We start from the raw sequence: 20,682 nt of genomic DNA, 5'->3' as shown, positions 1-20,682 counted from the left end.
GCCCGTTCCCCGCCCCGAGCCCGGGCGGCCGAAGAAACTGTCGTTCTCCGCCGTGTCCGCCAGGTCCAACGTCGTGCCGTCCACCGCCACCAGGCGCCACCGCCGATACCAGGCACCCGCCGTCTCCGCCACCGCCACCGGACGGCACACCCGCGCGAACAGCACCTTCAACGGCTCCACACCCAGGCGCCGACGCGCCCGCCCGATCGCGGCAGTCGTCGGCACCCGCCAGGACCGCCGCCCCTCGCCGAGCCCGTCGCCCAGCAGCCGCGCGACCTCTTCATACGGCTGCCCGAAGAACAGACACATCGCGAGGATGAAGTACACGACCACCCGGGCCGGCAGCAGACGGCTGCGCTGCTCAGCCCGACCGGTCTCCTCGACCACCTCGTCGATCAGCTGCTGGGCAAACGCCCGCGTCAGCACCCCGATCGCGATCCGGTCCGACAACCGCTCACCCGCAGGCGACTTGACCTGCCCCACCCTCGCCACACCACAACCAACGAGCACAGAACATCTAAGTCACCAGCATTGGGCCTAGCCCTGCTTGCTGCCGCGGGCGGCGACGCGGGCCGCGCGGGCGGCGAGGCGCTCCTCCAGCCGGCTGGCCTCCGCGTCGAGGCCCGCCATGTACAGGCCCAGCTCCTCCTGTGCGCGGTGGCCGTCCGGGCCGAGCCCGTCGATCTCCATGACCTTCAGGAAGCGCAGGACGGGCGCGATGACGTCGTCGTGGTGGATGCGCAGGTTGTAGATGCCGCCGATGGCCATCTGGGCCGCCATGCGCTCGAAGCCCGGCATGCCGTGCCCCGGCATCCGGAACTCCACGACCACGTCCCGCACCGCCTGCATGGTCAGGTCCGGGGCCAGCTCGAAGGCCGCGCCGAGGAGGTTGCGGTAGAAGACCATGTGCAGGTTCTCGTCCTGCGCGATCCGCGCCAGCATCCGGTCGCACACCGGGTCGCCGGACTGGTGGCCGGTGTTCCGGTGGGAGATGCGGGTGGCGAGCTCCTGGAAGGCCACGTACGCGACGGAGTGCAGCATCGAGTGCCGGTTGTCGGACTCGAAGCCCTCCGACATGTGCTGCATCCGGAACTGCTCCAGCTTGTCCGGGTCCACGGCGCGGGAGGCGAGCAGGTAGTCGCGCATGACGATGCCGTGGCGGCCCTCCTCGGCGGTCCAGCGGTGCACCCAGGTGCCCCATGCGCCGTCGCGGCCGAAGAGGCTGGCGATCTCGTGGTGGTAGCTGGGCAGGTTGTCCTCGGTCAGCAGGTTCACCACCAGGGCGATCTTGCCGATCTCGGTCACCTTGGACTGGCTGGGGTCCCAGGCCTCGCCGTCCTCGAAGAAGCCGGGGAAGTTCCGGGCGTCGCCCCACGGCACGTACTCGTGGGGCATCCAGTCCTTGGTCACCTTCAGGTGGCGGTTGAGCTCCGTCTCGACCACCTCTTCCAGCGCGAACAGCAGCTTGGCGTCCGTCCACGCCTCCGAGCTGCCGAGGTGGGGAGAGGTGATGGTCACGGGTACTCCAGGGGGCAGGCCGAATACTTACGGCTTCGTAGGTTACGAAACCGTAGGTTAAGCCCGGCGTCAGGGTGAGCCAACCCCCGCCCTCGATATGTCCGGCTACGTTCGGTTATGTAGGGAGGTCGGGGCGGGAAAAGCGAGAGGCAGGTCACGCCCGTGCTCACTCTGAGCAGGGGGGACGCCCAGCAGGTGGTCCGCGGCGCCCGCCTTCACGGCGTCGATCAGGGCCCGCAGGGCGTCGATCGAGTCGGTCACGAACTCCGGGGACCGGGTCGTGCCGATGTACGCCCTGCCGTCGTCGTCGCGCCCGAAGCGGAAGCAGTTGGCGCCCTCGCTGCAGAAGGCCTCGGACCAGGCGATGCGGGCCGGGTCGGGGGCGGCCGCGGATTCGGGCCCGGGGCCGGTTCCGGGTGCGGTGGCGCATCCCGGTCCGGATCCGGCTCCGGCCGCCCCCGCGGTGCTCCTGGACGTGCCCGTGCTCATGTTCGCCTTCACGCTCACGCTCATGTCTTCTCTCCTCGGGCTTCCGTCGCGGTCGGCCGCGCGGTCGGTCGTCGGATGGGCGGTCGTCGGGCGTGCGGTCACAGGTCCCGTGCCACGCGGTGGACGAAATCGAGCGAGGCCCGGGCCGGCAGGGCCAGCAGGCGCAGCCGCTCCAGCAGACCCCGGTACCGGCGCAGCTTCATGTCCGCGTCCAGGAGCATCGAGCCGTGCGAGGTGTCCAGCTGGACGGTGTCGAGCTGCGGCATCGCCGCGGCCGCGTACGTGAACGCCTGCCCGGCGCCCGGGAACCCGCCCGCGGCGAAGGGGATGACCCGCAGGATGGTCCGCTCCCGCCCGGCCTGTTCGAGGATGTGCTCCAGCTGTGCGCGGGCCACCTTGGGCCCGCCGAACTGCATCCGCAGGGCGGCTTCGTGCACCACCACCTCGTACAGCGGGGGCCGCTCCCGGTCGAGGACCCGCTGCCGGCCCATGCGCAGGGCGATGCGCGCCTGGAGGTCCGGCTCCGGCAGCGGCGGGTCGGCGGTGTCGAAGACGGCCCGCGCGTGCTCCTCCGTCTGCAGCAGGCCCGGTACGTGGGTGGTCACGGCGGTGTGCAGTTCGACGGCGTGGTGCTCCAGTTCGGCGATGTCGAGCAGTCCGGGCGGCAGCATCCCGCGGTGCTGCTCCCACCAGCCCCGGCCGCGCTCCTGCGCCATCGAGGCCAGCAGGTCGACCAGGGCGGTGTCGGGGCAGTCGTAGTTGAACGCGAGCGTGCGGACCCGCTCGGCGGTGATGCCGATCCGGCCCGACTCGATGTTCGGGATGCGGGTGCGGTCCACCCCCAGGAGGGCCGCGGCCTGCTGGACCGTCGTACCCGACTGCTCGCGGAGTTTGCGCAGTTCGCCGCCGAGGCGCTGCTGCCGGGCCGTCGGGGTGCTCCTGGGCGGCACCTTTTCCCCCTTTCGCGGAGGCGGTCCCGGCGCACGACGCCGCCCGCGTCCGAAATGCCTGAGATGGTGCGAGGTGCTGACACCAGTAGTAGCACCGTGCACCTGACCGCGCTACGGTCGGTAGCGCAAGTTTCACACGGGGCGACCCCGTGCGCCCCCTCGATCGCCCGGACGGCCAGGGACGGGCCGCCGCCCGCGGGGCCGGGAGGGCCCCGCGGGCGGAAGCGCCACATGCCGTACGCCCGCGCCGCGTTGGCGGCGGGCGGGTGCCGGGCTCAGCCCTCCCAGAGGGTCCGGCGGACCTCCTCGCCCGTGGTCTGGCGCAGCCCGCCGTCGAGCAGCCACCAGCGCGTGATCCCGATCGACTCCAGGAACGGCACGTCGTGGCCCGCCACGATCAGCGCGCCCCGGTACGACTCCAGGGCCGCGGTGAGCTGCCGCACGCTGGCCAGGTCCAGGTTGTTCGTCGGCTCGTCCAGGATCAGCAGCTGCGGAGCGGGCTCCGCGAGGAGCAGCGCCGCCAGCGTGGCGCGCAGCCGCTCCCCGCCCGACAGGGTGCCGGCCGGCCGGTCCGCGCGCTTGCCGCGGAACAGGAAGTGCGCGAGCCGGGCCCGGATGGCGTTGTCGGTCGCCGCGGGGGCGGCCGCGGCCACGTTCTGCGCGACGGACAGCCCGTCGTCGAGCAGGTCCAGCCGCTGCGGCAGGAGGCGCAGCGGCACGTGGGCCGTCACCTCTCCTTCCTGCGGGGCCAGTTGGCCCGCGAGGGTGCGCAGCAGGGTGGTCTTGCCCGAGCCGTTGCGCCCCACCAGGGCGATCCGCTCCGGACCCCGCACCTCCCAGGCGCCGGGCAGGGCGGGGCGGCCCCCGGAGTGCGCCAGGGTCAGCCCGCTCAGGGACAGCACGCCCCGGCCCGGGGGCACTTCCGTGGCGGGCAGCTGGATGCGGACCTCGGCATCGTCGCGCACCGCCTCGGCCGCCTGGTCGAGGCGCTCGCGGGCCTCGGCGAGCTTCGTCTCGTGGAGGATGCGGTGCTTGCCCGCCGAGACCTGCGCCTGCCGCCTGCGCGCACCCATGACGATCTTCGGTTCGCGCTTCTGGTCCCACATCTTCTGGCCGTACCGCTTGCGCTGGCCCAGTTTGACGTGCGCCTCGGACAGTTCGCGCTTCTGGCGCTGCACATCGGCCTCGGCCACCCGCACCAGCCGCTCCGCCGCGTCCTGTTCGGCGGCCAGGGCCCGCTCGTAGTCGTCGAAGTTGCCCCCGTACCAGCGGACTTCGCCGTCGTGGAGGTCGGCGATCTGGTCCACGCGGGCCAGCAGCTCGCGGTCGTGGCTGACGACGACCATCACCCCGGGCCAGGATTCGACCGCGGAGTAGAGCCGCTGCCGGGCGGGCAGGTCGAGGTTGTTCGTCGGCTCGTCGAGGAGCAGGACGTCGGGGCGGCGCAGCAGCAGCCCGGCGAGCCGGAGCAGGACCGACTCCCCGCCCGACAGCTCGCCGACCGTCCGGTCGAGGCCGATCCGGTCCAGTCCGAGCTGGTCGAGGGTGGCGCGGGCCCGCTCCTCCACGTCCCAGTCCTCGCCGACCGCGGCGAAGTTCTCCTCGGTGGCCTCGCCCGCCTCGATGGCGTGGAGCGCGGTGCGGGTGGCGGCGATGCCGAGGGCCTCGTCCACCCGCAGGGCGGTGTGGAGGGTGAGGTTCTGCGGGAGGTAGCCGACCGAGCCGGCCACCGTGATCTGGCCCTCGGTGGCGGTCAGTTCACCGGCGGCGAGCTTCAGCAGCGTGGACTTGCCGGAGCCGTTGAGCCCCACCAGGCCGGTGCGGCCCGGGCCCACGGCCAGCTGGAGCCCGTCGAAGACGGGGGTCCCGTCGGGCCAGGTGAAGCCGAGCGCCGCGCAGGTGACGAACGTGGCGGGGGACGGGGAGGAGAAGGCGGAAGAGGAATGCGAAGAACGTGACATGGAGGCCTCCGGTTGCATGCGTGAGTACGGCAACAACACGTGGAGACACCGGGTGGGCGGTGTCTCAAGGCCTGTAGTCCAACGTCCTTCTCCGATCTGGTGCTTCCGGTCGCTTCGGTGACGACGCTACGGACCGCCGGACCGGCCCGCAAACGAATTACGGCGGCGGGCGCGGGGACCGGGGCGGCCCGGCCCCGCCGGGATCCGGGAGGGGCGGCGCGCTAGAGCGAATCGCGGAGCAGCTCCGCGAGGTCCTGGTCCAGGTCCAGGTACAGGTGCTCCAGGCCCAGCGGGACGACCTCGGCGGAGCGCTCCAGGAAGCGCCGCAGCTCGCCCGTCTCCATGAGGACGATGGCGATCCCCTCGGGGGCGTGGAACTCCACGACCGTGCGCCCGGAACCGTACGGGCGCACCCGGACGTCCCCCATGCCCGACGGGCCCGCCGTCCCGGCCTCCAGCAGCTCGCGCGCGAAGGTCCACGACACCTCGACGCCCTCCAGCGTGGCCGGCGCGGGGAACGCCATCCGGACGGCGAAGGGGTCCGCGCGGTCGTAACAGAGCGTCACGGGTACGGACTCGACCTTGGGTGCGGTCGCGACCAGCCGGGCCTGTACTGCTTGCTCGATGACGGTGATCAAGGCGCGCTCCCTTGCGGCGAGAGGTTGGGCATAGGGGTAGACGCAGGAACGGCTCGATCCGTGCATGCGGAGGGGGCGTGACGTGTGTCACCGAATGGCGCGAAGCCGCCCGTGTGATCGCACAGAGTGATCGGCGCGTAGCTGCTCAGGAGGCGGGCCGCCCGCGGTTCCCGGAATCCGGGACCGGGGGCAGAAGGGCCGGTTTTCGATGCACCGGATGGCGGCGGCGGGGCGGGGCGTCCGCACTCTGGACGGCGATCACCGCAGTGCGTTAGCTTCCGGCGCCATGAGACTTCTGGTGCTGGGTGTACGGGCAGTGACGGCAGCGGTGTTAGCGGGGGCCCTGGTGGCCCCCGCGGCCCAGGCGGACTCCGGTCCCGGGGACGCAGGCAGAAGCCCGTCCGGAGCGGACAGCCGGGGCGGCCGGGGCGACGGGGCCGACCGGGCGGGCCCGGGCAGCTGGGCCCTCAAGCAGACCGGTACGGACGCCAGGCTGCGCGGGCTCGCGGCCGTGAGCCGCTCCACCGCCTGGGTGTCGGGCTCCAAGGGCACCGTGCTGCGCACGACCGACGGCGGCCGCAGCTGGCGCGACGTCTCCCCGCCCGCCGCCGCGGCCGCGGGACTCCAGCTGCGCGATATCGAGGCCTTCGACGCGCGCCGGGCGGTCGCCCTGTCCATCGGCGAGGGTGAGGACTCCCGGGTCTTCCGCACCGAGGACGGCGGCGCGAGCTGGACGGAGACCTTCCGCAACCCCGACCCGCGGGCCTTCTACGACTGCCTGACCTTCTTCGACCGCCGCCACGGCCTCGCCATGAGCGACCCCGTGGACGGCAGGTTCCGGATCCTGTCCACCTCCGACGGCGGCCGCTCCTGGAAGGTCCTGCCCAGCGCCGGGATGCCGGCGGCCCTGCCGGGCGAGGCGGGTTTCGCAGCCAGCGGCCAGTGCCTGGTCAGCGCGGGCCCGCGGGACGTGTGGATGGCCACCGGCGGCGGTGCGACCGCGCGCGTGCTGCACTCCGCGGACCGGGGGCTGCACTGGACGGCGGCCCCGACGGCCCTGCCGGCCGGCGAGGGCGCCAAGGGCGTGTTCGGGCTGGCCTTCCGCGACCGCCGGCACGGGATCGCCGTCGGCGGCGACTACCGCCCCGAGCAGGCCTCCCCGCAGGCGGCCGCGGTCACCGGCGACGTCGGGCGCTCCTGGCGGACCTCCGCCGCCCCGCCGGCCGCCTACCGGTCCGGGGTGGCCTGGCTGCCGTACACGCGGGCGGCCGCGCTGGCGGTCGGACCCACCGGCACCGACCTCACCACGGACGGCGGCCGCACCTGGCGCCCGCTGGACCCCGGCTCCTTCGACACCGTCGACTGCGCCCCGGACGGCGGGTGCTGGGCCGCGGGCGAGCAGGGGCGGGCGGCGCGGCTCCAGCGGCGCTGACGGGCGGGCCGGCGTACGCGGGCACGTCGTGCGCGGGCGGCGTACGCGGGTCCGGCGCGCCTGCCGGGGCCGGTCAGAGCGACGGGATCTCGCGTACGGTCGCCAGGTCGGCGGAGGTCTTCGTCGCGATGAACTCGGTGATGCGGTACGAGCAGACGCCCGCCACCGTGAACGGGTCCTCCTCGGCGATCCGCTCGATCTCCGCCCGCGAGACCCCTCCCGCGAGGATCATGCCGCCGTCGCGCGGCACCTTGCGGCCCGAGGCGAGGAAGACCCCCGCTGCGTAGTACCCGTCCAGCCAGGCGATATGGGCGTCCAGGACCTCCTCGACGGCCTCGATGGGGGCGGTGTAGCTCAGCTCCATGACGAACATGATCGCCAGGCTACTCTCGGACGACCATGACGACGAGTGCGAGAACCCCCGCAGACGAGACGGAAGCCCGGGCGATACAGGACGAGCTGCGCGTCCGCGTGGTCCGGGACGAGACCGGCCCGCCGCCCGGACGCGGGCTGGTCGCCGGCGTGGACGTGGCGTACGACGACGCGCGCGACCTGGTCGCGGCGGCGGCCGTCGTGCTGGACGCGGCCACGCTGGAGACGGTGGCGGAGGCGACGGCCGTGGGGCGGGTGAGCTTTCCGTACGTGCCGGGGCTGCTGGCCTTCCGGGAGCTGCCGACGGTGCTGTCCGCGCTGTCCTCCCTGGAGTCGGCGGCCGGGGCGGTGCCGGACCTGGTGGTCTGCGACGGGTACGGGATCGCGCACCCGCGCGGGTTCGGACTGGCCAGCCACCTGGGGGTGGTGACCGGGCTGCCGTCGATCGGGGTCGCCAAGAACCCCTTCACCTTCCGGTACGAGGAGCCGGGGCCGGAGCGGGGGGACCGGTCCGCGCTGGTCGGTGAGGGCGGGGGCGAGGTGGGGGCGGCGCTGCGGACGCGGGGCGGGGTGAAGCCGGTGTACGTGTCCGTGGGGCATCGGGTGTCCTTGGACACTGCGTGTGCGCATGTGCTGGCGCTGAGCCCGGAGTTCCGGATTCCGGAGACGACGCGGAGGGCGGATGCGCTGTGCCGGCGCGCCCTGCGCGAGGCCGCCCCGTCCTGACCCGGGTCCGCTGCGCGGGGCCTGTTCCCCGACCCGCCCCTTCCCGAAGCGGGGGCTCCGCCCCCACACCCCCGCGCCTCAAACGCCGGCGAGGCTGGAGTTGGCCCGGGGTGGTGGGTCAAGTGCGGGTGGGTGGGTGGGTTTCGGGGCTCTGCCCCGGGCCCCGCGCCTCAAGCGCCGGCGGGGCTGGATTTGCCGCTGGCGGCACATTCCAGCGGACCGCGGCACAATCCAGCCCGCGCGGCGTTTGAGCGCACCGGGCGCGGAGCGCTCGGAACGGGGGCCGGGGGTGGCCCCGGTTTCGGGAAGGGGCGGGTCGGGGAACAGGCCCCGCGCAGCGGGACCCGGGGTCAGGGGTGGGGTGTGGCGCGGAAGGTGAGGCCCGCCGTGCGGAGGCGGGCGGTCAGGGCGTCCGCCATGGCGGTCGCCGTCGTCACCTGCCCCGCAGTCTCCGGCAGGTCGTCGAACGCCAGGCACAGCACCGACTCCGCCAGCATCTTCGCCGTCTCCCCGTACCCCGGATCCCCGCCCGCGACCTCCGCGAAGACGCGCCGCCCGCCCCCCTCGCCCACGAACCGCACGCTGAACCAGCTGCGCGCGCGCCGCTCGGCGTCCGGACCGCGGCCCGGCTCCCACAGGGACATCAGGCGCCGCCGGGCGGCCGGCAGCTGCGCCAGCGCCGCGGCCGCGCCCACGGCCGCCGTACCGCCGAGCGCCACCGGCAGGTGCTTGACGGAGGCGAAGTGCCGGTAGCGGAAATCGGGCCCGTACCGTTCGAGGGCCGCGGCCGAGCGTGCCACGATCCGCGGGTCGAGGCTGGGCAGCGGCAGCGCCCACGTCCCCGTCTCGCGGCTGAAGTGCGGCGCGCCCAGCGGCGCCCGCGCCCGCCGCCCCAGCAGCCGGGGCTCGTGCAGCCGCCGCTCGCGCGCCGCCCGGAGGGACTGCGGGCCGCGGGACAGGGCGGTCAGGGCGGAGGCCAGGGTGCCGCCGGAGAAGGCGGCGTTGGAGCGGACGAAGGCGTCCACCCGCAGCGGCACCCCCTCGGGCAGCTGCTGCACGGTGAAGTACGCGCCCAGGTCGTGCGGTACGGAGTCGAAGCCGCACGCGTGCACGATCCGCGCCCCGGTCTCCCGGGCCCGCGCGTCGTGCTCCACGAACATCCGGTCGACGAACTCCGGCTCGCCGGTGAGGTCCGCGTAGTCCGTCCCCGCGTCCGCGCAGGCCGCGACGAGCCCCGCGCCGTACCAGACGTACGGGCCGACGGTCGTGGCCACCACCCGCGTGGAGCGGGCCAGTTCGCGCAGCGAGGCCGGGTCGCCGGCATCGGCGCGCAGCAGCGGCACGCCGGCGCAGCCGGGGTCGGTCTGCGCCAGCCGCTCGCGCAGCCGCTCCAGCTTGGCGGTGCTGCGGCCCGCGAGGGCCCAGCGGCAGCCCGCCGGGGCGTGCCGGGCCAGGTACGCGGCCGTCAGCTCCCCCACGAACCCCGTGGCCCCGAAGAGTACGACGTCGTACGCCCGCTCGGGCCCGTCCTGCCTGTTCATCCCCGCTCCTCCCGGCTGCTGTCGGCGGCCGAGGCTAGCGTGGGCCGTGACGGAGCGTGCGACCAGGGAGGTCCGGAGATGGACGGTGCCGAGCGCAAGTGGGAGGAAGTCAGGGCATTCGCCCTCGAACTGCCGGGGGCGGGGGAGGAGTTCCCCTGGGGGCCCGAGGACTGCGTGGTGAAGGTCAACAAGAAGATCTTCGTCTTCCTGGGGGACGTCGCGGGCGGGTACCCCCTCGGCGTCACCGTCAAGCTGAAGGACGAGGACCTGCACGGGCATGCGATGACCGTGCCGGGCGCCGAGCCCGCCGGGTACGGGCTGGGGCGCTCCGGCTGGGTGACGGTGCCGCTGGCGCCGGAGGGTGCGCCCTCGGTGCAGGTGCTGTGCGAGTGGGTGGAGGAGAGCTACCGGACGGTGGCCCTCAAGCGGCTGGTCAAGGAGCTCGACGAGCGGCGCGCCGAAAACGGCTAAGCGCTTGCTCGCCCAGGGGCTTGTGCGGAGTGGAACACGTTCCTAGCATCACTGGTGTTACATCGGTTGTGTCACATCCGACATCCATGCGCGGACCGCGGGTCACGGACCGCTTCGCGTACAGGCCGCTGGGGGCTCGATGGCAGGGACGGACACCGGTACCACGGCGGGCGGGACCGGGACGGGCGGGACCGGGCCGGATGCGGCAGGGGCGCCGGAGGCCGCCGGTCCGCTGGCCGGCGTGCGCGTGCTCGAACTGGCCGGGATCGGCCCCGGCCCCTTCGCCGCCATGCTGCTGGCGGACCTCGGCGCGGACGTGGTCCGCGTGGACCGCCCGGGCGGCGGCGCCCTGGCGGTCAACCCGGCGTACGACGTCACCAACCGCAACAAGCGCTCCGTCCTCGTGGACCTCAAGGCCCCCGACGGGCCCGCCCGCGTCCTCGACCTGGCCGAGCGTGCCGACGTCCTGATCGAGGGCTTCCGCCCCGGGGTCGCCGAGCGGCTCGGGGTCGGCCCGGAGCAGTGCCGGGCCCGCAACCCCCGGCTGGTGTACGGGCGGATGACCGGCTGGGGGCAGGAGGGCCCGCTCGCCCAGCGCGCCGGGCACGACATCGCGTACATCGCGATCACCGGGGCGCTCGGCATGATCGGCAGGCCGGACGAGCCCCCGGCCGTCCCCGCCAACCTGGTCGGGGACTACGCGGGCGGCTCCCTCTACCTGGTCGTGGGCGTGCTCGCCGCCCTCCACCACGCCCGTGCGACGGGGGAGGGCCAGACCGTCGACGCCGCCATCGTGGACGGCACCGCCCACCTCACCGCGATGATCCACGGCATGGTCGCGGCCGGCGGCTGGCAGGACCGGCGCGGGGCCAACCTCCTCGACGGAGGCTGCCCCTTCTACGGCACGTACGAGACCGCCGACGGGCTGCACATGGCGGTCGGCGCGCTGGAGCAGCAGTTCTACGAGGAGTTCACCGGCCTGCTCGGGATCGGGGACGCCGCCGCGCAGCGCAAGGACCTCGCCCGCTGGGGCGAGCTGCGCGAGCGGGTGGCCGCGGCCTTCCGGAGCCGTACCCGCGCCGAGTGGACCGCCGTCTTCGAGGGGACCGACGCCTGCGTGGCGCCCGTGCTCTCCCTGCGGGAGGCCCCGGCCCATCCGCACCTCGCCGCCCGCGGCACGTTCACGGAGTCCGGCGGCATCACCCAGCCCGCACCGGCGCCCCGGTTCTCCGCCACCCCCGGCTCGGTGCGCCGCGGCCCCGCCCTGCCGGGGGCGGACGCCGACGAGGTGGCCCGCGACTGGGGGCTGCCGCCCGTACCGCTGCCGTCCGCGCCCCCGTCCGCCCCGCAGCCGCCCGCCCCCCACCCGACCCCGGAGGACCGGTCCCGATGAAGCGCCAGATCTTCGACGCCGAGCACGAAGCCTTCCGCGCGAGCGTGCGCACCTTCCTCGACAAGGAGGTGCTGCCGCACTACGAGCAGTGGGAGCGCGACGGGGTCGTCTCCCGCGAGGCCTGGCGGGCCGCCGGCCGGCAGGGCCTGCTGGGCCTGGCCGTGCCCGAGGAGTACGGCGGCGGCGGGAACCCCGACTTCCGCTACGCCGCCGTCCTGGCCGAGGAGTTCACCCGGGCCGGCACCCCCGGCCTGGCGATCGGCCTGCACAACGACATCATCGGCCCGTACCTGACCTCGCTGGGCACGCAGGAGCAGAAGCGCCGCTGGCTGCCCGGCTTCTGCAGCGGCGAGCTGATCAGCGCCATCGCGATGACGGAGCCGGGCGCGGGCTCCGACCTCCAGGGCATCCGCACCACCGCCGAGGACCGCGGGGACCACTGGCTCCTCAACGGCTCCAAGACCTTCATCTCCAACGGCATCCTGGCGGACCTCGTGATCGTGGTCGCGAAGACCACCCCCGAGGGCGGGGCGCACGGGCTGTCCCTGATCGTGGTCGAGCGGGGCGCCGAGGGCTTCGAGCGCGGCCGCAACCTCGACAAGATCGGGCAGAAGGCCCAGGACACCGCCGAGCTCTTCTTCACCGACGTGCGCGTCCCCAAGGAGAACCTGCTCGGCGAGCCCGACGGGGCCTTCGTGCACCTGATGACGAACCTCGCCCAGGAGCGGCTGGCCATCGCCATGGCCGCCATCGCCGCCGCCGAGCACCTGGTGGAGATCACGACGGCGTACGTGAAGGAGCGCGAGGCCTTCGGGCGGCCGCTGTCCAAGCTCCAGCACATCCGCTTCGAGATCGCGGAGATGGCCACCGAGTGCGCGGTCACCCGCACCTTCCTCGACCGCTGCCTCACCGAGCACAACGCGGGCGGTCTGGACGCCGTCCACGCCTCGATGGCGAAGTGGTGGGCCACCGAACTGCAGAAGCGGGTGGCCGACCGCTGCCTCCAGCTGCACGGCGGCTACGGCTACATGAACGAATACCGGGTCGCGCGGGCCTTCACCGACGGCCGCATCCAGACCATCTACGGCGGTACGACCGAGATCATGAAGGAGATCATCGGCCGGTCCCTGCTCGGCTGACCACCGGTCCGGCCCCCCGGCCCCTCCACCCCCGGCCCCGGCTCCCGACCCCGCCGGGCCCCGCCCCGCACCCTCCCCGGCTCCACCTCCCGAAAGGCTCGACCAGTGAGTTCCGAAGCGTACGTCTACGACGCGATCCGCACCCCGCGCGGCCGGGGCAAGGCCACCGGCGCCCTGCACGGCACCAAGCCCATCGACCTGGTCGTCGGCCTGATCGACGCCCTGCGCGAGCGCAACCCCGGGCTGGACCCGGGCACCATCGACGACATCGTGCTCGGGGTGGTCGGGCCGGTGGGCGACCAGGGCTCCGACATCGCGCGGATCGCGGCCATCGCCGCGGGGCTGCCGGACACCGTCGCGGGCGTACAGGAGAACCGCTTCTGCGCCTCCGGCCTCGAAGCCGTCAACATGGCCGCGGCCAAGGTCCGCTCGGGCTGGGAGGACCTGGTGCTCGCCGGCGGCGTCGAGTCGATGTCCCGGGTCCCGATGGCCTCCGACGGCGGGGCCTGGTTCGCCGACCCGATGACCAACTACACCGTCAACTTCGTCCCCCAGGGCATCGGCGCCGACCTGATCGCCACCCTGGAGGGCTTCACCCGCCGGGACGTGGACGAGTACGCGGCCCTCTCGCAGGAGCGCGCGGCCGCGGCCTGGAAGGACGGCCGCTTCGCCAAGTCCGTGGTCCCGGTCACCGACCGCACCGGGCTGGTCGTCCTCGACCACGACGAGTTCATGCGCCCCGGCACCACGGCCGACTCCCTCGCCCGGCTGAAGCCCTCGTTCGCGGACATCGGCGACCTGGGCGGCTTCGACGCCGTCGCCCTGCAGAAGTACCACTGGGTCGAGAAGATCGACCACGTGCACCACGCGGGCAACTCCTCCGGGATCGTGGACGGCGCCTCGCTCGTCGCCATCGGCTCCCGGGAGGCGGGGGAGCGGAACGGGCTGCGCCCCCGCGCGCGGATCGTCTCCGCCGCGGTCTCCGGCTCCGAGCCGACCATCATGCTCACCGGCCCCGCCCCCGCCACCCGCAAGGCCCTGGCCAAGGCCGGGCTGGCCATCGGCGACATCGACCTGATCGAGATCAACGAGGCCTTCGCCGGGGTCGTGCTGCGCTTCGCCAAGGACATGGGCGTGGGACTCGACAAGATCAACGTGAACGGCGGCGCCATCGCCATGGGCCACCCGCTGGGGGCCACCGGCGCGATGATCCTCGGCACCCTCGTCGACGAACTGGAGCGCCAGGACAAGCGGTACGGGCTCGCCACCCTCTGCGTCGGCGGCGGCATGGGCATCGCCACCGTCGTCGAACGCCTCTGACCCCTCCTGTCCCCAGACCCCTCTCCAAGGAAAGCAGCCACCATGAGCGAGACCGGCACCATCCGCTGGGAACAGGACGAGACCGGCGTCGTCACCCTCGTCCTCGACGACCCCCACCAGTCCGCCAACACCATGAACCAGGCGTTCAAGGCCTCCATCGCCGCGGTCGCCGACCGCGCCGAGGCCGAGAAGGACTCCATCCGGGGCATCATCGTCACCTCCGCGAAGAAGACCTTCTTCGCGGGCGGCGACCTCAAGGAGATGATCCGCCTCGGCCCCGGGGACGCGCAGATCGCCTTCGACACCGGCACCGCCATCAAGGCGGCGCTGCGCCGCATCGAGACCCTCGGCAAGCCCGTGGTCGCCGCCATCAACGGCGCGGCCCTCGGGGGCGGTTACGAGATCGCCCTCGCCTGCCACCACCGGATCGCCCTCGACGCCCCCGGCTCCAAGATCGGCCTGCCCGAGGTCACCCTCGGCCTGCTCCCCGCCGGCGGCGGCGTCACCCGCACCGTCCGCCTGATGGGCATCGCCGACGCCCTCCTGAAGGTGCTGCTCCAGGGCACGCAGTACAACCCGCAGCGCGCCCTCGACAACGGGCTCGTCCACGAACTGGCCGCCACCCCCGAGGAGATGCTCGCCAAGGCCCGCGCCTTCATCGACGCGCACCCCGAGTCGCAGCAGCCCTGGGACGCACCGGGCTACCGGATCCCCGGCGGCACCCCCTCGAACCCGCGGTTCGCCGCGAACCTCCCCGCCTTCCCGGCCAACCTGAAGAAGCAGCTCGCGGGGGCCCCGTACCCGGCGCCCCGCAACATCCTCGCCTGCGCCGTCGAGGGCTCCCAGGTCGACTTCGAGACCGCGCTGGTCATCGAGGCCCGCTACTTCACCGAGCTGGTGACCGGGCAGACCGCGAAGAACATGATCCAGGCGTTCTTCTTCGACCTCCAGGCCGTCAACTCCGGAGCCAACCGGCCCCAGGGACCCGCGCCCCGCCGGGTCCGCAAGGTGGCCGTGCTCGGCGCCGGGATGATGGGCGCGGGCATCGCGTACTCCTGCGCCCGCGCCGGCATCGAGGTGGTCCTCAAGGACGTCAGCGCCGAGGCGGCGGCCAAGGGCAAGGCGTACTCCGAGAAGCTCCTCGACAAGGCGCTCTCGCGCGGCCGTACCACCGAGGCGGCCCGCGCCGAGCTGCTCGCCCGGATCACGCCCACCGGGGACGCCGCCGACCTGGCCGGCTGCGACGCCGTCATCGAGGCGGTGTTCGAGGACACCGGCCTCAAGCACAAGGTCTTCCAGGAGGTCCAGGACATCGTGGCGCCCGACGCGCTGCTGTGCTCCAACACCTCCACGCTGCCCATCTCCGGCCTCGCCGAGGGCGTCTCCCGCCCGGCCGACTTCATCGGCCTGCACTTCTTCTCCCCGGTGGACAAGATGCCGCTGGTCGAGATCATCAAGGGCGCGGAGACCGGAGACGAGGCCCTGGCCCGCGCCTTCGACCTGGTCCGCCAGATCAACAAGACCCCCATCGTGGTCAACGACAGCCGCGGGTTCTTCACCTCCCGGGTCATCGGCCAGTTCATCAACGAGGGCGTGGCCATGGTCGGCGAGGGCATCGAGCCCGCCTCCGTGGAGCAGGCCGCCGCCCAGGCCGGGTACCCGGCCAAGGTGCTCTCCCTGATGGACGAGCTGACCCTCACCCTGCCCCGCAAGATCCGCAACGAGACCCGCAAGGCCTTCGAGGCCGAGGGCCGCAGCTGGGCGCAGCACCCGGCCGACGCCGTCATCGACCGGATGGTCGACGCGTTCGACCGCCCCGGCCGCAGCGGCGGCGCCGGGTTCTACGAGTACGAGGAGGGGAAGCGGACCCGGCTGTGGCCGGGCCTGCGCGAGCACTTCGGCAAGCCGGACGCGCAGATCCCCTTCGAGGACATGAAGGAGCGGATGCTCTTCTCCGAGGCGCTGGACACCGTCCGCTGCCTGGAGGAGGGCGTGCTGACCTCCGTGGCCGACGCCAACATCGGCTCGATCATGGGGATCGGCTTCCCCGCCTGGACGGGCGGCGTGCTCCAGTACATCAACGGCTACGAGGGCGGCCTGCCCGGGTTCGTCGCCCGAGCGCGCGAGCTCGCCGCCACCTACGGCGAGCGGTTCACCCCGCCCGCCCTCCTGGTGGCCAAGGCCGAGAGCGGCGAAACCTTCACCGACTGACGGCCGCGCACGCACCCGCAGCGGGCGGCGGCCTCAGTCCTCCCCGGACTGGAACGCCGCCCGCAGCTCCTCCTTCAGCGACCGCTGGAAGGCGGTCACCAGGGCCTGCACGATCAGCGGCTGCATATGGGCCGACAGGGCCTTCATGGCCTCCACCCGCTCCGGATCCGGCTCCTCCTCGGTGAACGGCCCCCACACCTCGTCCCGGAACAGCCGGGTCAGCTCGTGGGCCGCCGAGCGGGTGTGCTCCAGCAGCACCCGCCGGGCCGCGAGCAGCGTGCCGTGCGACACCGGTACGTCGAGCAGGGCCACCCCCAGCCGCAGCAGGCCCGGCTCCACCCGGTAGCTCCCGGATCCGGGGTCCCTGGTGTCCTCGGCGTTCTGGGCGTTCTGCGCGCTCTCGGGGTCCAGCTCCTCGATCACGTTCATCGCGGCCAGCCGCCGCAGGTCCGCCTCCGCCAGGGTGCGGCCCGCCCGCTTCTCCAGGTCGGCCAGCGAGGCCCGTCCGGGCGCCTCCGGGGCCCAGGTGGCGACCAGGGCCCGGTGGATGGCCAGGTCGTGGGCGCTCAGGCCCTCGGGGAGGGCGTCGAGGTAGCGCTCGATGGCCGACAGGGTCATGCCCTGGACCTGCAACTCCTCGATCAGGGCCAGCCGCGACAGGTGCTCGGGCCCGTAGTGCCCCACCCGGCGGGGTCCGATCACGGGAGGGGGCAAAAGCCCGCGCGTGCTGTAGAAACGTACGGTGCGGACGGTGACTCCGGCCCGCGCGGCGAGCTCGTCGACCGTGAGGGCGGACTCCTGCGCCGGTGTGGTCATCGCCTGTGCCCCGTTCTCCGCGCTCCCAGATCCTCGCTTCAGGTTCAACAGTATTGCTGTCGCACCAACGATGTGAAACGGCCAGGAGCTGCCATGCCCACGAACCTGCGACTGCCCGGACCCCCCGACGAGACCACCGTGCCCGACCTGCTCGCCCGCAACGCCGCCGAGCACGGGGACCTGCCCGCCCTGTCCTGGCGCACCGGCGCCGGCTGGACCACCCTCACCTGGGCCGACGTCCGCCGCAAGGTGGCCGTCCTGGCCTCCGGCTACGCCGCCCTCGGGGTCGGCCGCGGCGAGCACGTCCTGATGATGATGGGCAACCGCGCCGAGCACTGGCTCAGCGACCTCGCCCTGGTCCACCTCGGCGCCGTCCCCGTCTCCGTGTACAACACCTCCGCCCCCGGGCAGATCGCCCACATCGCCCGCCACAGCCGGGCCCGCATCGCCGTGGTCGAGGGCGCGGGGGAGCTCCCCCGCTGGGAACCCCTCCTCGGCGCGGCGGACGTCCCGCTGGAGCGGCTCGTCGTCGCCGAGGCCGCCGAGGCCGGCGCCCACCTCCCGTACGGCTCCCTGTACGCGAGCGGCGCCCGCGTCCACAGCGGCGAGGCCTTCGAGAAGGCCCGCCGCGAGACCCGGCCCGGGGACCCCCTCACCGTCGTGTACACCTCCGGCACCACCGGCGACCCCAAGGGGGTCCGGCTCACCCACCGCAACATCCTGCTCCAGTCCGTCCGCCTCGACCGGCACGTGGACCTCCCCGAGCACGCCGAGCACCTGTGCTACCTGCCCTTCGCGCACATCGCCGAACGGGTCCTCGGCATCTACCTCCCGCTGCTGCGCGCCGCCCACGTCCGGCTCTGCGCCGACCCCGCCGCCGTGGCCGCGTCCGTGCGCGAGCTGCACCCGGTGCAGTTCTTCGGGGTCCCGCGGGTCTGGGAGAAGCTGGCCGCGTCCGTACGGGCCGTGCTCGCCGGACTCCCCGCGGAGCAGCAGGAGGCGATCGCGGCCGCCAACGAGGCCGTACGGGCCCTGGCCGGCCACCGCGAGCGGGGCGAGGAGCCGCCCGCGGCCGCCGTCGAGGCCGCCCGGCGGGCCCGCGAGGAGGTGCTCGGCCCGCTGCTCGCCCTCGCGGGACTGGACCGGCTCCAGTGGACCGCCAGCGCCACCGCCCCCATGCCCCTGGACGTGGTCCGCTTCTGGGCCGGCTGGGGGATCACGATCATGGACGCCTGGGGGCTGACCGAGACCTCCGGGGTCTGCACGGTCAACAGCCCCGACGCCTTCCGGCTCGGCTCGGTGGGCCGGGCCATCGAGGGGGTCGAACTGCGCATCGCCGAGGACGGGGAGATCCTCACCCGCGGGGCCACCGTCTTCGGCGGGTACCTGCGCCCCGACGGCTCGCTCGAGGACGCCCGCGACCCGCAGGGCTGGTTCCCCACCGGGGACGTCGGCCGGCTCGACGGGGACGGCTTCCTGTGGATCACCGACCGCAAGAAGGAGCTGATCATCACCTCGACCGGCAAGAACGTCTCGCCGGCCCTGGTCGAGAACACCGTCAAGGAGCACCCGCTGATCGGGCAGGCCCTGGTACACGGCGACGGCCGCTCGTACCTCGTCGCCCTGCTCGTCCTCGACCCCGAACTGGCCCCCGCCTGGGCGGCGGCCCGCGGGATCGCTGCGGACTCCCTCGCGGAGCTGGCCGCCCACCCCGCCGTCCGCGAGGAGGTGGAGCGGGCCGTGGCCGCGGCCAACGCCCGGCTCAACCGCACCGAACAGATCAAGCGCCACCGCCTCCTGACGCAGGAGTGGGGCCCGCAGACGGGTGAGCTGACCCCCTCGCTCAAACTCCGCCGCCGGGTGGTGCGCGCCGCGTACGCGCAGGTCATCGAGGGGATGTACGAGGAGCCGTACGGCCAGCCGGGCGGGGGGCCCGAAGCCTAGCGGCCGCTCACCCGTTCGGCCCCGGTCCGGTGGGCGCCGCCCCGCCCGCCGGACCAGGGTGGTCCCGTGGGCGTACTCCGAGACCATCCCGAACTGGCGCTGTTCCTGTGCCTCGCCGCCGGATACCTCGTCGGCAAACTGAGAGTCGGACCGATCACCCTGGGGGGCATCTGTGGAACCCTGATCGTTTCCCTGCTGCTCGGCGCGTGGGCCGAGATCGAGGTCGCGGACGATGTCAAGACGATCTTCTTCGCGCTGTTCATCTTCGCCCTCGGGTACATGGCGGGACCGCAGTTCTTCGCCAACCTCAACCGCAAGAGCCTGCGCTTCTTCACCCTGTGCTTCATCGAGCTCGTCGCCGTCCTCGGCATCGCCTACGGGCTGGCCAAGGCCTTCGACCTCGACGTGGGCACCGCCTCCGGCATCCTCGCGGGCGCGGCCACCGAGTCCGCCGTGGTCGGCACCGCCTCCGAGTCCATCGCCAAGCTGCCCGGCCTGAGCGCGGAGCAGATCAGCCAGTACCAGGGGCACGTGGCCACCGCGTACACCGTCTGCTACCTCTTCGGCCTGATCACCATCGTGATCTACACCAGCCAGATCATGCCGATGCTGCTGCGCATCAACCTGCGCGACGCCTCCCGCGAGCTGTGGGAGAAGATGCGCGGGGGCGGCGGCGGGCTGGAGAGCGACGAGCGCGAGGCCCTGCCGGGCCTGGTGGGCCGCACGTTCCTGGTCACCCACGGGGACGGCCGCACGGTCGGCTCCCTCCAGGACGAGCTGGGCGGCCGGATCACCGTCGAGGCCGTCAAACGGGGCTCCAAGCTCCTCACCCCCGCGCCCGGCCTCGAACTCACCCTCTCCGACCTGGTCCTGATCGTGGGCCGCCGGGCCAACGCCATCGAGGCGGGCCGGCTCATCGGCCCCGAGACCCCGGGCATCCCCGGACTGGACACCCCGCTGGCCACCAGCCAGATCGCACTGACCGACAAGTCGGTCTCCGGCCGGACCCTCAACCAGCTCACCAAGGAGCACCCGGAGTTCGCCCGCGACGGGGTGTACGTCACCGACGTCCAGCGCGGCGACTCGCACCTGCCCGCCACCCCCGAGACCGTGGTGGCCCGCGGCGACGTGGTCACCCTGGTCGGCGCCCGCGCCGGACTCCAGCGCCTGGTGGCGAAGATCGGGACCGTGGCGAAGAACGACGCCACGGACTTCATCTACCTGGGCCTCGGCATCGCCGCCGGCTCCCTGATCGGCCAGATCGTGGTCCGCCTCGGGGACATCCCGCTCTCGCTGGGCACCGGCGGCGGCTGCCTCATCTCCGGCCTGCTCTTCGGCTGGTTCCGCTCCCGCAAGCAGACCTTCGGCGCCTTCCCCCCGCAGGCCGCGACCACCATCAAGGACATGGGCCTCGCGGTGTTCATCGCCTGCACCGGGCTCACCTCCGGCCCCCAGGCCGGCCCGCTGCTCAAGGAGTACGGGGCCCTGCTGCCCATTGCGGGGATCGCCATGGTGCTCGTACCGGCCACGATCTCCCTGGTCGTCGGCCGCAAGCTGCTGAAGATCGAGAAGCCCCTGCTCATCGGTGCCATCGCCGGCCAGCAGTGCTCCACCCCGGCCATCACCTCGATCACCCAGGTCGCCCAGAGCTCCGTACCGATGCTCGGCTACACGATCACGTACACCCTCTCGAACTTCCTGCTCCCTCTGACCGGGCCGATCCTCGTCGGCATCCTCGGCGCCTGAACGCCCCGATCCGGA

The 20,682-nt window shown here is 73.4% G+C and carries 18 protein-coding genes; 9 read left to right on the top strand and 9 right to left on the bottom strand.

Going from position 1 to position 20,682, the window contains the following annotated elements:
* From ACZ7JZ_RS13360 to ssgD, 6 genes are all read right to left on the bottom strand, one after another.
* Window positions 1–483: transposase domain-containing protein (locus ACZ7JZ_RS13360; protein WP_470937392.1), on the bottom strand; the 483-nt coding region annotated here is incomplete at its 3' end.
* A 54-nt stretch (window positions 484–537) separates the two neighbouring features.
* A complete protein-coding gene (locus ACZ7JZ_RS13355) occupies window positions 538–1,518 on the bottom strand; it encodes an acyl-ACP desaturase (RefSeq protein WP_470937389.1) in 981 nt (326 codons plus the stop codon).
* Between the two features lie 105 nt (window positions 1,519–1,623).
* On the bottom strand, window positions 1,624–2,031 hold the full coding sequence (locus ACZ7JZ_RS13350) for a hypothetical protein (protein WP_470937387.1): 408 nt from the start codon (window positions 2,029–2,031) through the stop codon (window positions 1,624–1,626).
* A gap of 74 nt (window positions 2,032–2,105) precedes the next feature.
* Complete coding sequence (locus tag ACZ7JZ_RS13345; RefSeq protein WP_470937384.1) at window positions 2,106–2,957, bottom strand: Scr1 family TA system antitoxin-like transcriptional regulator; 852 nt, start codon at window positions 2,955–2,957, stop codon at window positions 2,106–2,108.
* A gap of 275 nt (window positions 2,958–3,232) precedes the next feature.
* Window positions 3,233–4,918: an ABC-F family ATP-binding cassette domain-containing protein gene (locus ACZ7JZ_RS13340; protein ID WP_470937381.1), complete on the bottom strand. Its 1,686-nt coding sequence runs from the start codon at window positions 4,916–4,918 to the stop codon at window positions 3,233–3,235.
* A gap of 221 nt (window positions 4,919–5,139) precedes the next feature.
* Window positions 5,140–5,556, bottom strand: a complete 417-nt coding sequence (gene ssgD, locus ACZ7JZ_RS13335) for a spore wall synthesis regulator SsgD (protein ID WP_470937378.1) — start codon at window positions 5,554–5,556, stop codon at window positions 5,140–5,142.
* 286 nt (window positions 5,557–5,842) lie between these two features.
* Between ssgD and ACZ7JZ_RS13330 the strand changes: the two genes are divergently transcribed.
* On the top strand, window positions 5,843–6,988 hold the full coding sequence (locus tag ACZ7JZ_RS13330; RefSeq protein ID WP_470937375.1) for a WD40/YVTN/BNR-like repeat-containing protein: 1,146 nt from the start codon (window positions 5,843–5,845) through the stop codon (window positions 6,986–6,988).
* A 73-nt stretch (window positions 6,989–7,061) separates the two neighbouring features.
* Here the strand turns inward: ACZ7JZ_RS13330 and ACZ7JZ_RS13325 are convergent, their stop codons facing one another.
* Entirely contained in the window at window positions 7,062–7,361 is a 300-nt protein-coding gene (locus ACZ7JZ_RS13325; protein WP_470937372.1) for a YciI family protein, read from the bottom strand.
* Window positions 7,362–7,387: 26 nt separating this feature from the next.
* Between ACZ7JZ_RS13325 and ACZ7JZ_RS13320 the strand changes: the two genes are divergently transcribed.
* Window positions 7,388–8,086, top strand: coding sequence for an endonuclease V (locus ACZ7JZ_RS13320; protein ID WP_470937369.1), 699 nt, complete (start codon window positions 7,388–7,390; stop codon window positions 8,084–8,086).
* A 350-nt stretch (window positions 8,087–8,436) separates the two neighbouring features.
* Here ACZ7JZ_RS13320 and ACZ7JZ_RS13315 read toward each other — a convergent pair whose 3' ends face one another.
* Window positions 8,437–9,627 (bottom strand): saccharopine dehydrogenase family protein, encoded by a 1,191-nt coding sequence (locus ACZ7JZ_RS13315; protein ID WP_470937366.1) that lies wholly within the window; start codon window positions 9,625–9,627, stop codon window positions 8,437–8,439.
* A gap of 78 nt (window positions 9,628–9,705) precedes the next feature.
* On the opposite strand from ACZ7JZ_RS13315, the gene ACZ7JZ_RS13310 reads away from it, so the two are divergent.
* The 5 genes from ACZ7JZ_RS13310 to ACZ7JZ_RS13290 all read left to right on the top strand — a co-directional run bounded on the left by ACZ7JZ_RS13310 (window position 9,706) and on the right by ACZ7JZ_RS13290 (window position 16,161).
* Entirely contained in the window at window positions 9,706–10,098 is a 393-nt protein-coding gene (locus tag ACZ7JZ_RS13310; RefSeq protein WP_470937363.1) for an MmcQ/YjbR family DNA-binding protein, read from the top strand.
* 241 nt (window positions 10,099–10,339) lie between these two features.
* Window positions 10,340–11,491, top strand: coding sequence for a CaiB/BaiF CoA transferase family protein (locus tag ACZ7JZ_RS13305; protein WP_470937483.1), 1,152 nt, complete (start codon window positions 10,340–10,342; stop codon window positions 11,489–11,491).
* The gene (locus tag ACZ7JZ_RS13300) at window positions 11,488–12,630 is read left to right on the top strand and encodes an acyl-CoA dehydrogenase family protein (protein ID WP_470937360.1); all 1,143 of its coding nucleotides are present in this window, start codon (window positions 11,488–11,490) and stop codon (window positions 12,628–12,630) included. Before ACZ7JZ_RS13305 ends, ACZ7JZ_RS13300 begins: the two co-directional genes overlap by 4 nt.
* 105 nt (window positions 12,631–12,735) lie before the next feature.
* The gene (locus ACZ7JZ_RS13295) at window positions 12,736–13,950 is read left to right on the top strand and encodes an acetyl-CoA C-acetyltransferase (protein ID WP_470937357.1); all 1,215 of its coding nucleotides are present in this window, start codon (window positions 12,736–12,738) and stop codon (window positions 13,948–13,950) included.
* A gap of 42 nt (window positions 13,951–13,992) precedes the next feature.
* Entirely contained in the window at window positions 13,993–16,161 is a 2,169-nt protein-coding gene (locus ACZ7JZ_RS13290) for a 3-hydroxyacyl-CoA dehydrogenase NAD-binding domain-containing protein (protein WP_470937354.1), read from the top strand.
* A gap of 33 nt (window positions 16,162–16,194) precedes the next feature.
* On the opposite strand, the gene ACZ7JZ_RS13285 is transcribed toward ACZ7JZ_RS13290, so the two are convergent.
* The gene (locus tag ACZ7JZ_RS13285) at window positions 16,195–16,977 is read right to left on the bottom strand and encodes a MerR family transcriptional regulator (RefSeq protein ID WP_470937351.1); all 783 of its coding nucleotides are present in this window, start codon (window positions 16,975–16,977) and stop codon (window positions 16,195–16,197) included.
* Between the two features lie 93 nt (window positions 16,978–17,070).
* Between ACZ7JZ_RS13285 and ACZ7JZ_RS13280 the strand changes: the two genes are divergently transcribed.
* Together ACZ7JZ_RS13280 and aspT are read left to right on the top strand one after the other, a co-directional pair.
* Window positions 17,071–18,921 (top strand): AMP-dependent synthetase/ligase, encoded by a 1,851-nt coding sequence (locus tag ACZ7JZ_RS13280; protein ID WP_470937348.1) that lies wholly within the window; start codon window positions 17,071–17,073, stop codon window positions 18,919–18,921.
* Window positions 18,922–18,987: 66 nt separating this feature from the next.
* Complete coding sequence (aspT, locus tag ACZ7JZ_RS13275) at window positions 18,988–20,667, top strand: aspartate-alanine antiporter (RefSeq protein ID WP_470937345.1); 1,680 nt, start codon at window positions 18,988–18,990, stop codon at window positions 20,665–20,667.
* Window positions 20,668–20,682: the final 15 nt, after the last annotated feature.

The sequence above is a fragment of the Streptomyces sp. NPDC038213 genome, from assembly GCF_055600495.1.
Note: the sequence above shows the minus strand (reverse complement) of the source record. Positions and strands in the feature narration are given on the sequence as shown.

Bases quoted from the DNA above. Each gene is read 5' to 3' on its own strand.
- ACZ7JZ_RS13325 (WP_470937372.1), bottom strand. From the start codon at position 7,361: ATGTTCGTCATGGAGCTGAGCTACACCGCCCCCATCGAGGCCGTCGAG.
- ACZ7JZ_RS13320 (WP_470937369.1), top strand. From the start codon at position 7,388: ATGACGACGAGTGCGAGAACCCCCGCAGACGAGACGGAAGCCCGGGCG.
- ACZ7JZ_RS13285 (WP_470937351.1), bottom strand. From the start codon at position 16,977: ATGACCACACCGGCGCAGGAGTCCGCCCTCACGGTCGACGAGCTCGCC.
- ACZ7JZ_RS13330 (WP_470937375.1), top strand. From the start codon at position 5,843: ATGAGACTTCTGGTGCTGGGTGTACGGGCAGTGACGGCAGCGGTGTTA.
- ACZ7JZ_RS13280 (WP_470937348.1), top strand. From the start codon at position 17,071: ATGCCCACGAACCTGCGACTGCCCGGACCCCCCGACGAGACCACCGTG.
- ACZ7JZ_RS13340 (WP_470937381.1), bottom strand. From the start codon at position 4,918: ATGTCACGTTCTTCGCATTCCTCTTCCGCCTTCTCCTCCCCGTCCCCC.
- ACZ7JZ_RS13315 (WP_470937366.1), bottom strand. From the start codon at position 9,627: ATGAACAGGCAGGACGGGCCCGAGCGGGCGTACGACGTCGTACTCTTC.
- ACZ7JZ_RS13300 (WP_470937360.1), top strand. From the start codon at position 11,488: ATGAAGCGCCAGATCTTCGACGCCGAGCACGAAGCCTTCCGCGCGAGC.
- ACZ7JZ_RS13290 (WP_470937354.1), top strand. From the start codon at position 13,993: ATGAGCGAGACCGGCACCATCCGCTGGGAACAGGACGAGACCGGCGTC.
- ACZ7JZ_RS13310 (WP_470937363.1), top strand. From the start codon at position 9,706: ATGGACGGTGCCGAGCGCAAGTGGGAGGAAGTCAGGGCATTCGCCCTC.
- ACZ7JZ_RS13350 (WP_470937387.1), bottom strand. From the start codon at position 2,031: ATGAGCGTGAGCGTGAAGGCGAACATGAGCACGGGCACGTCCAGGAGC.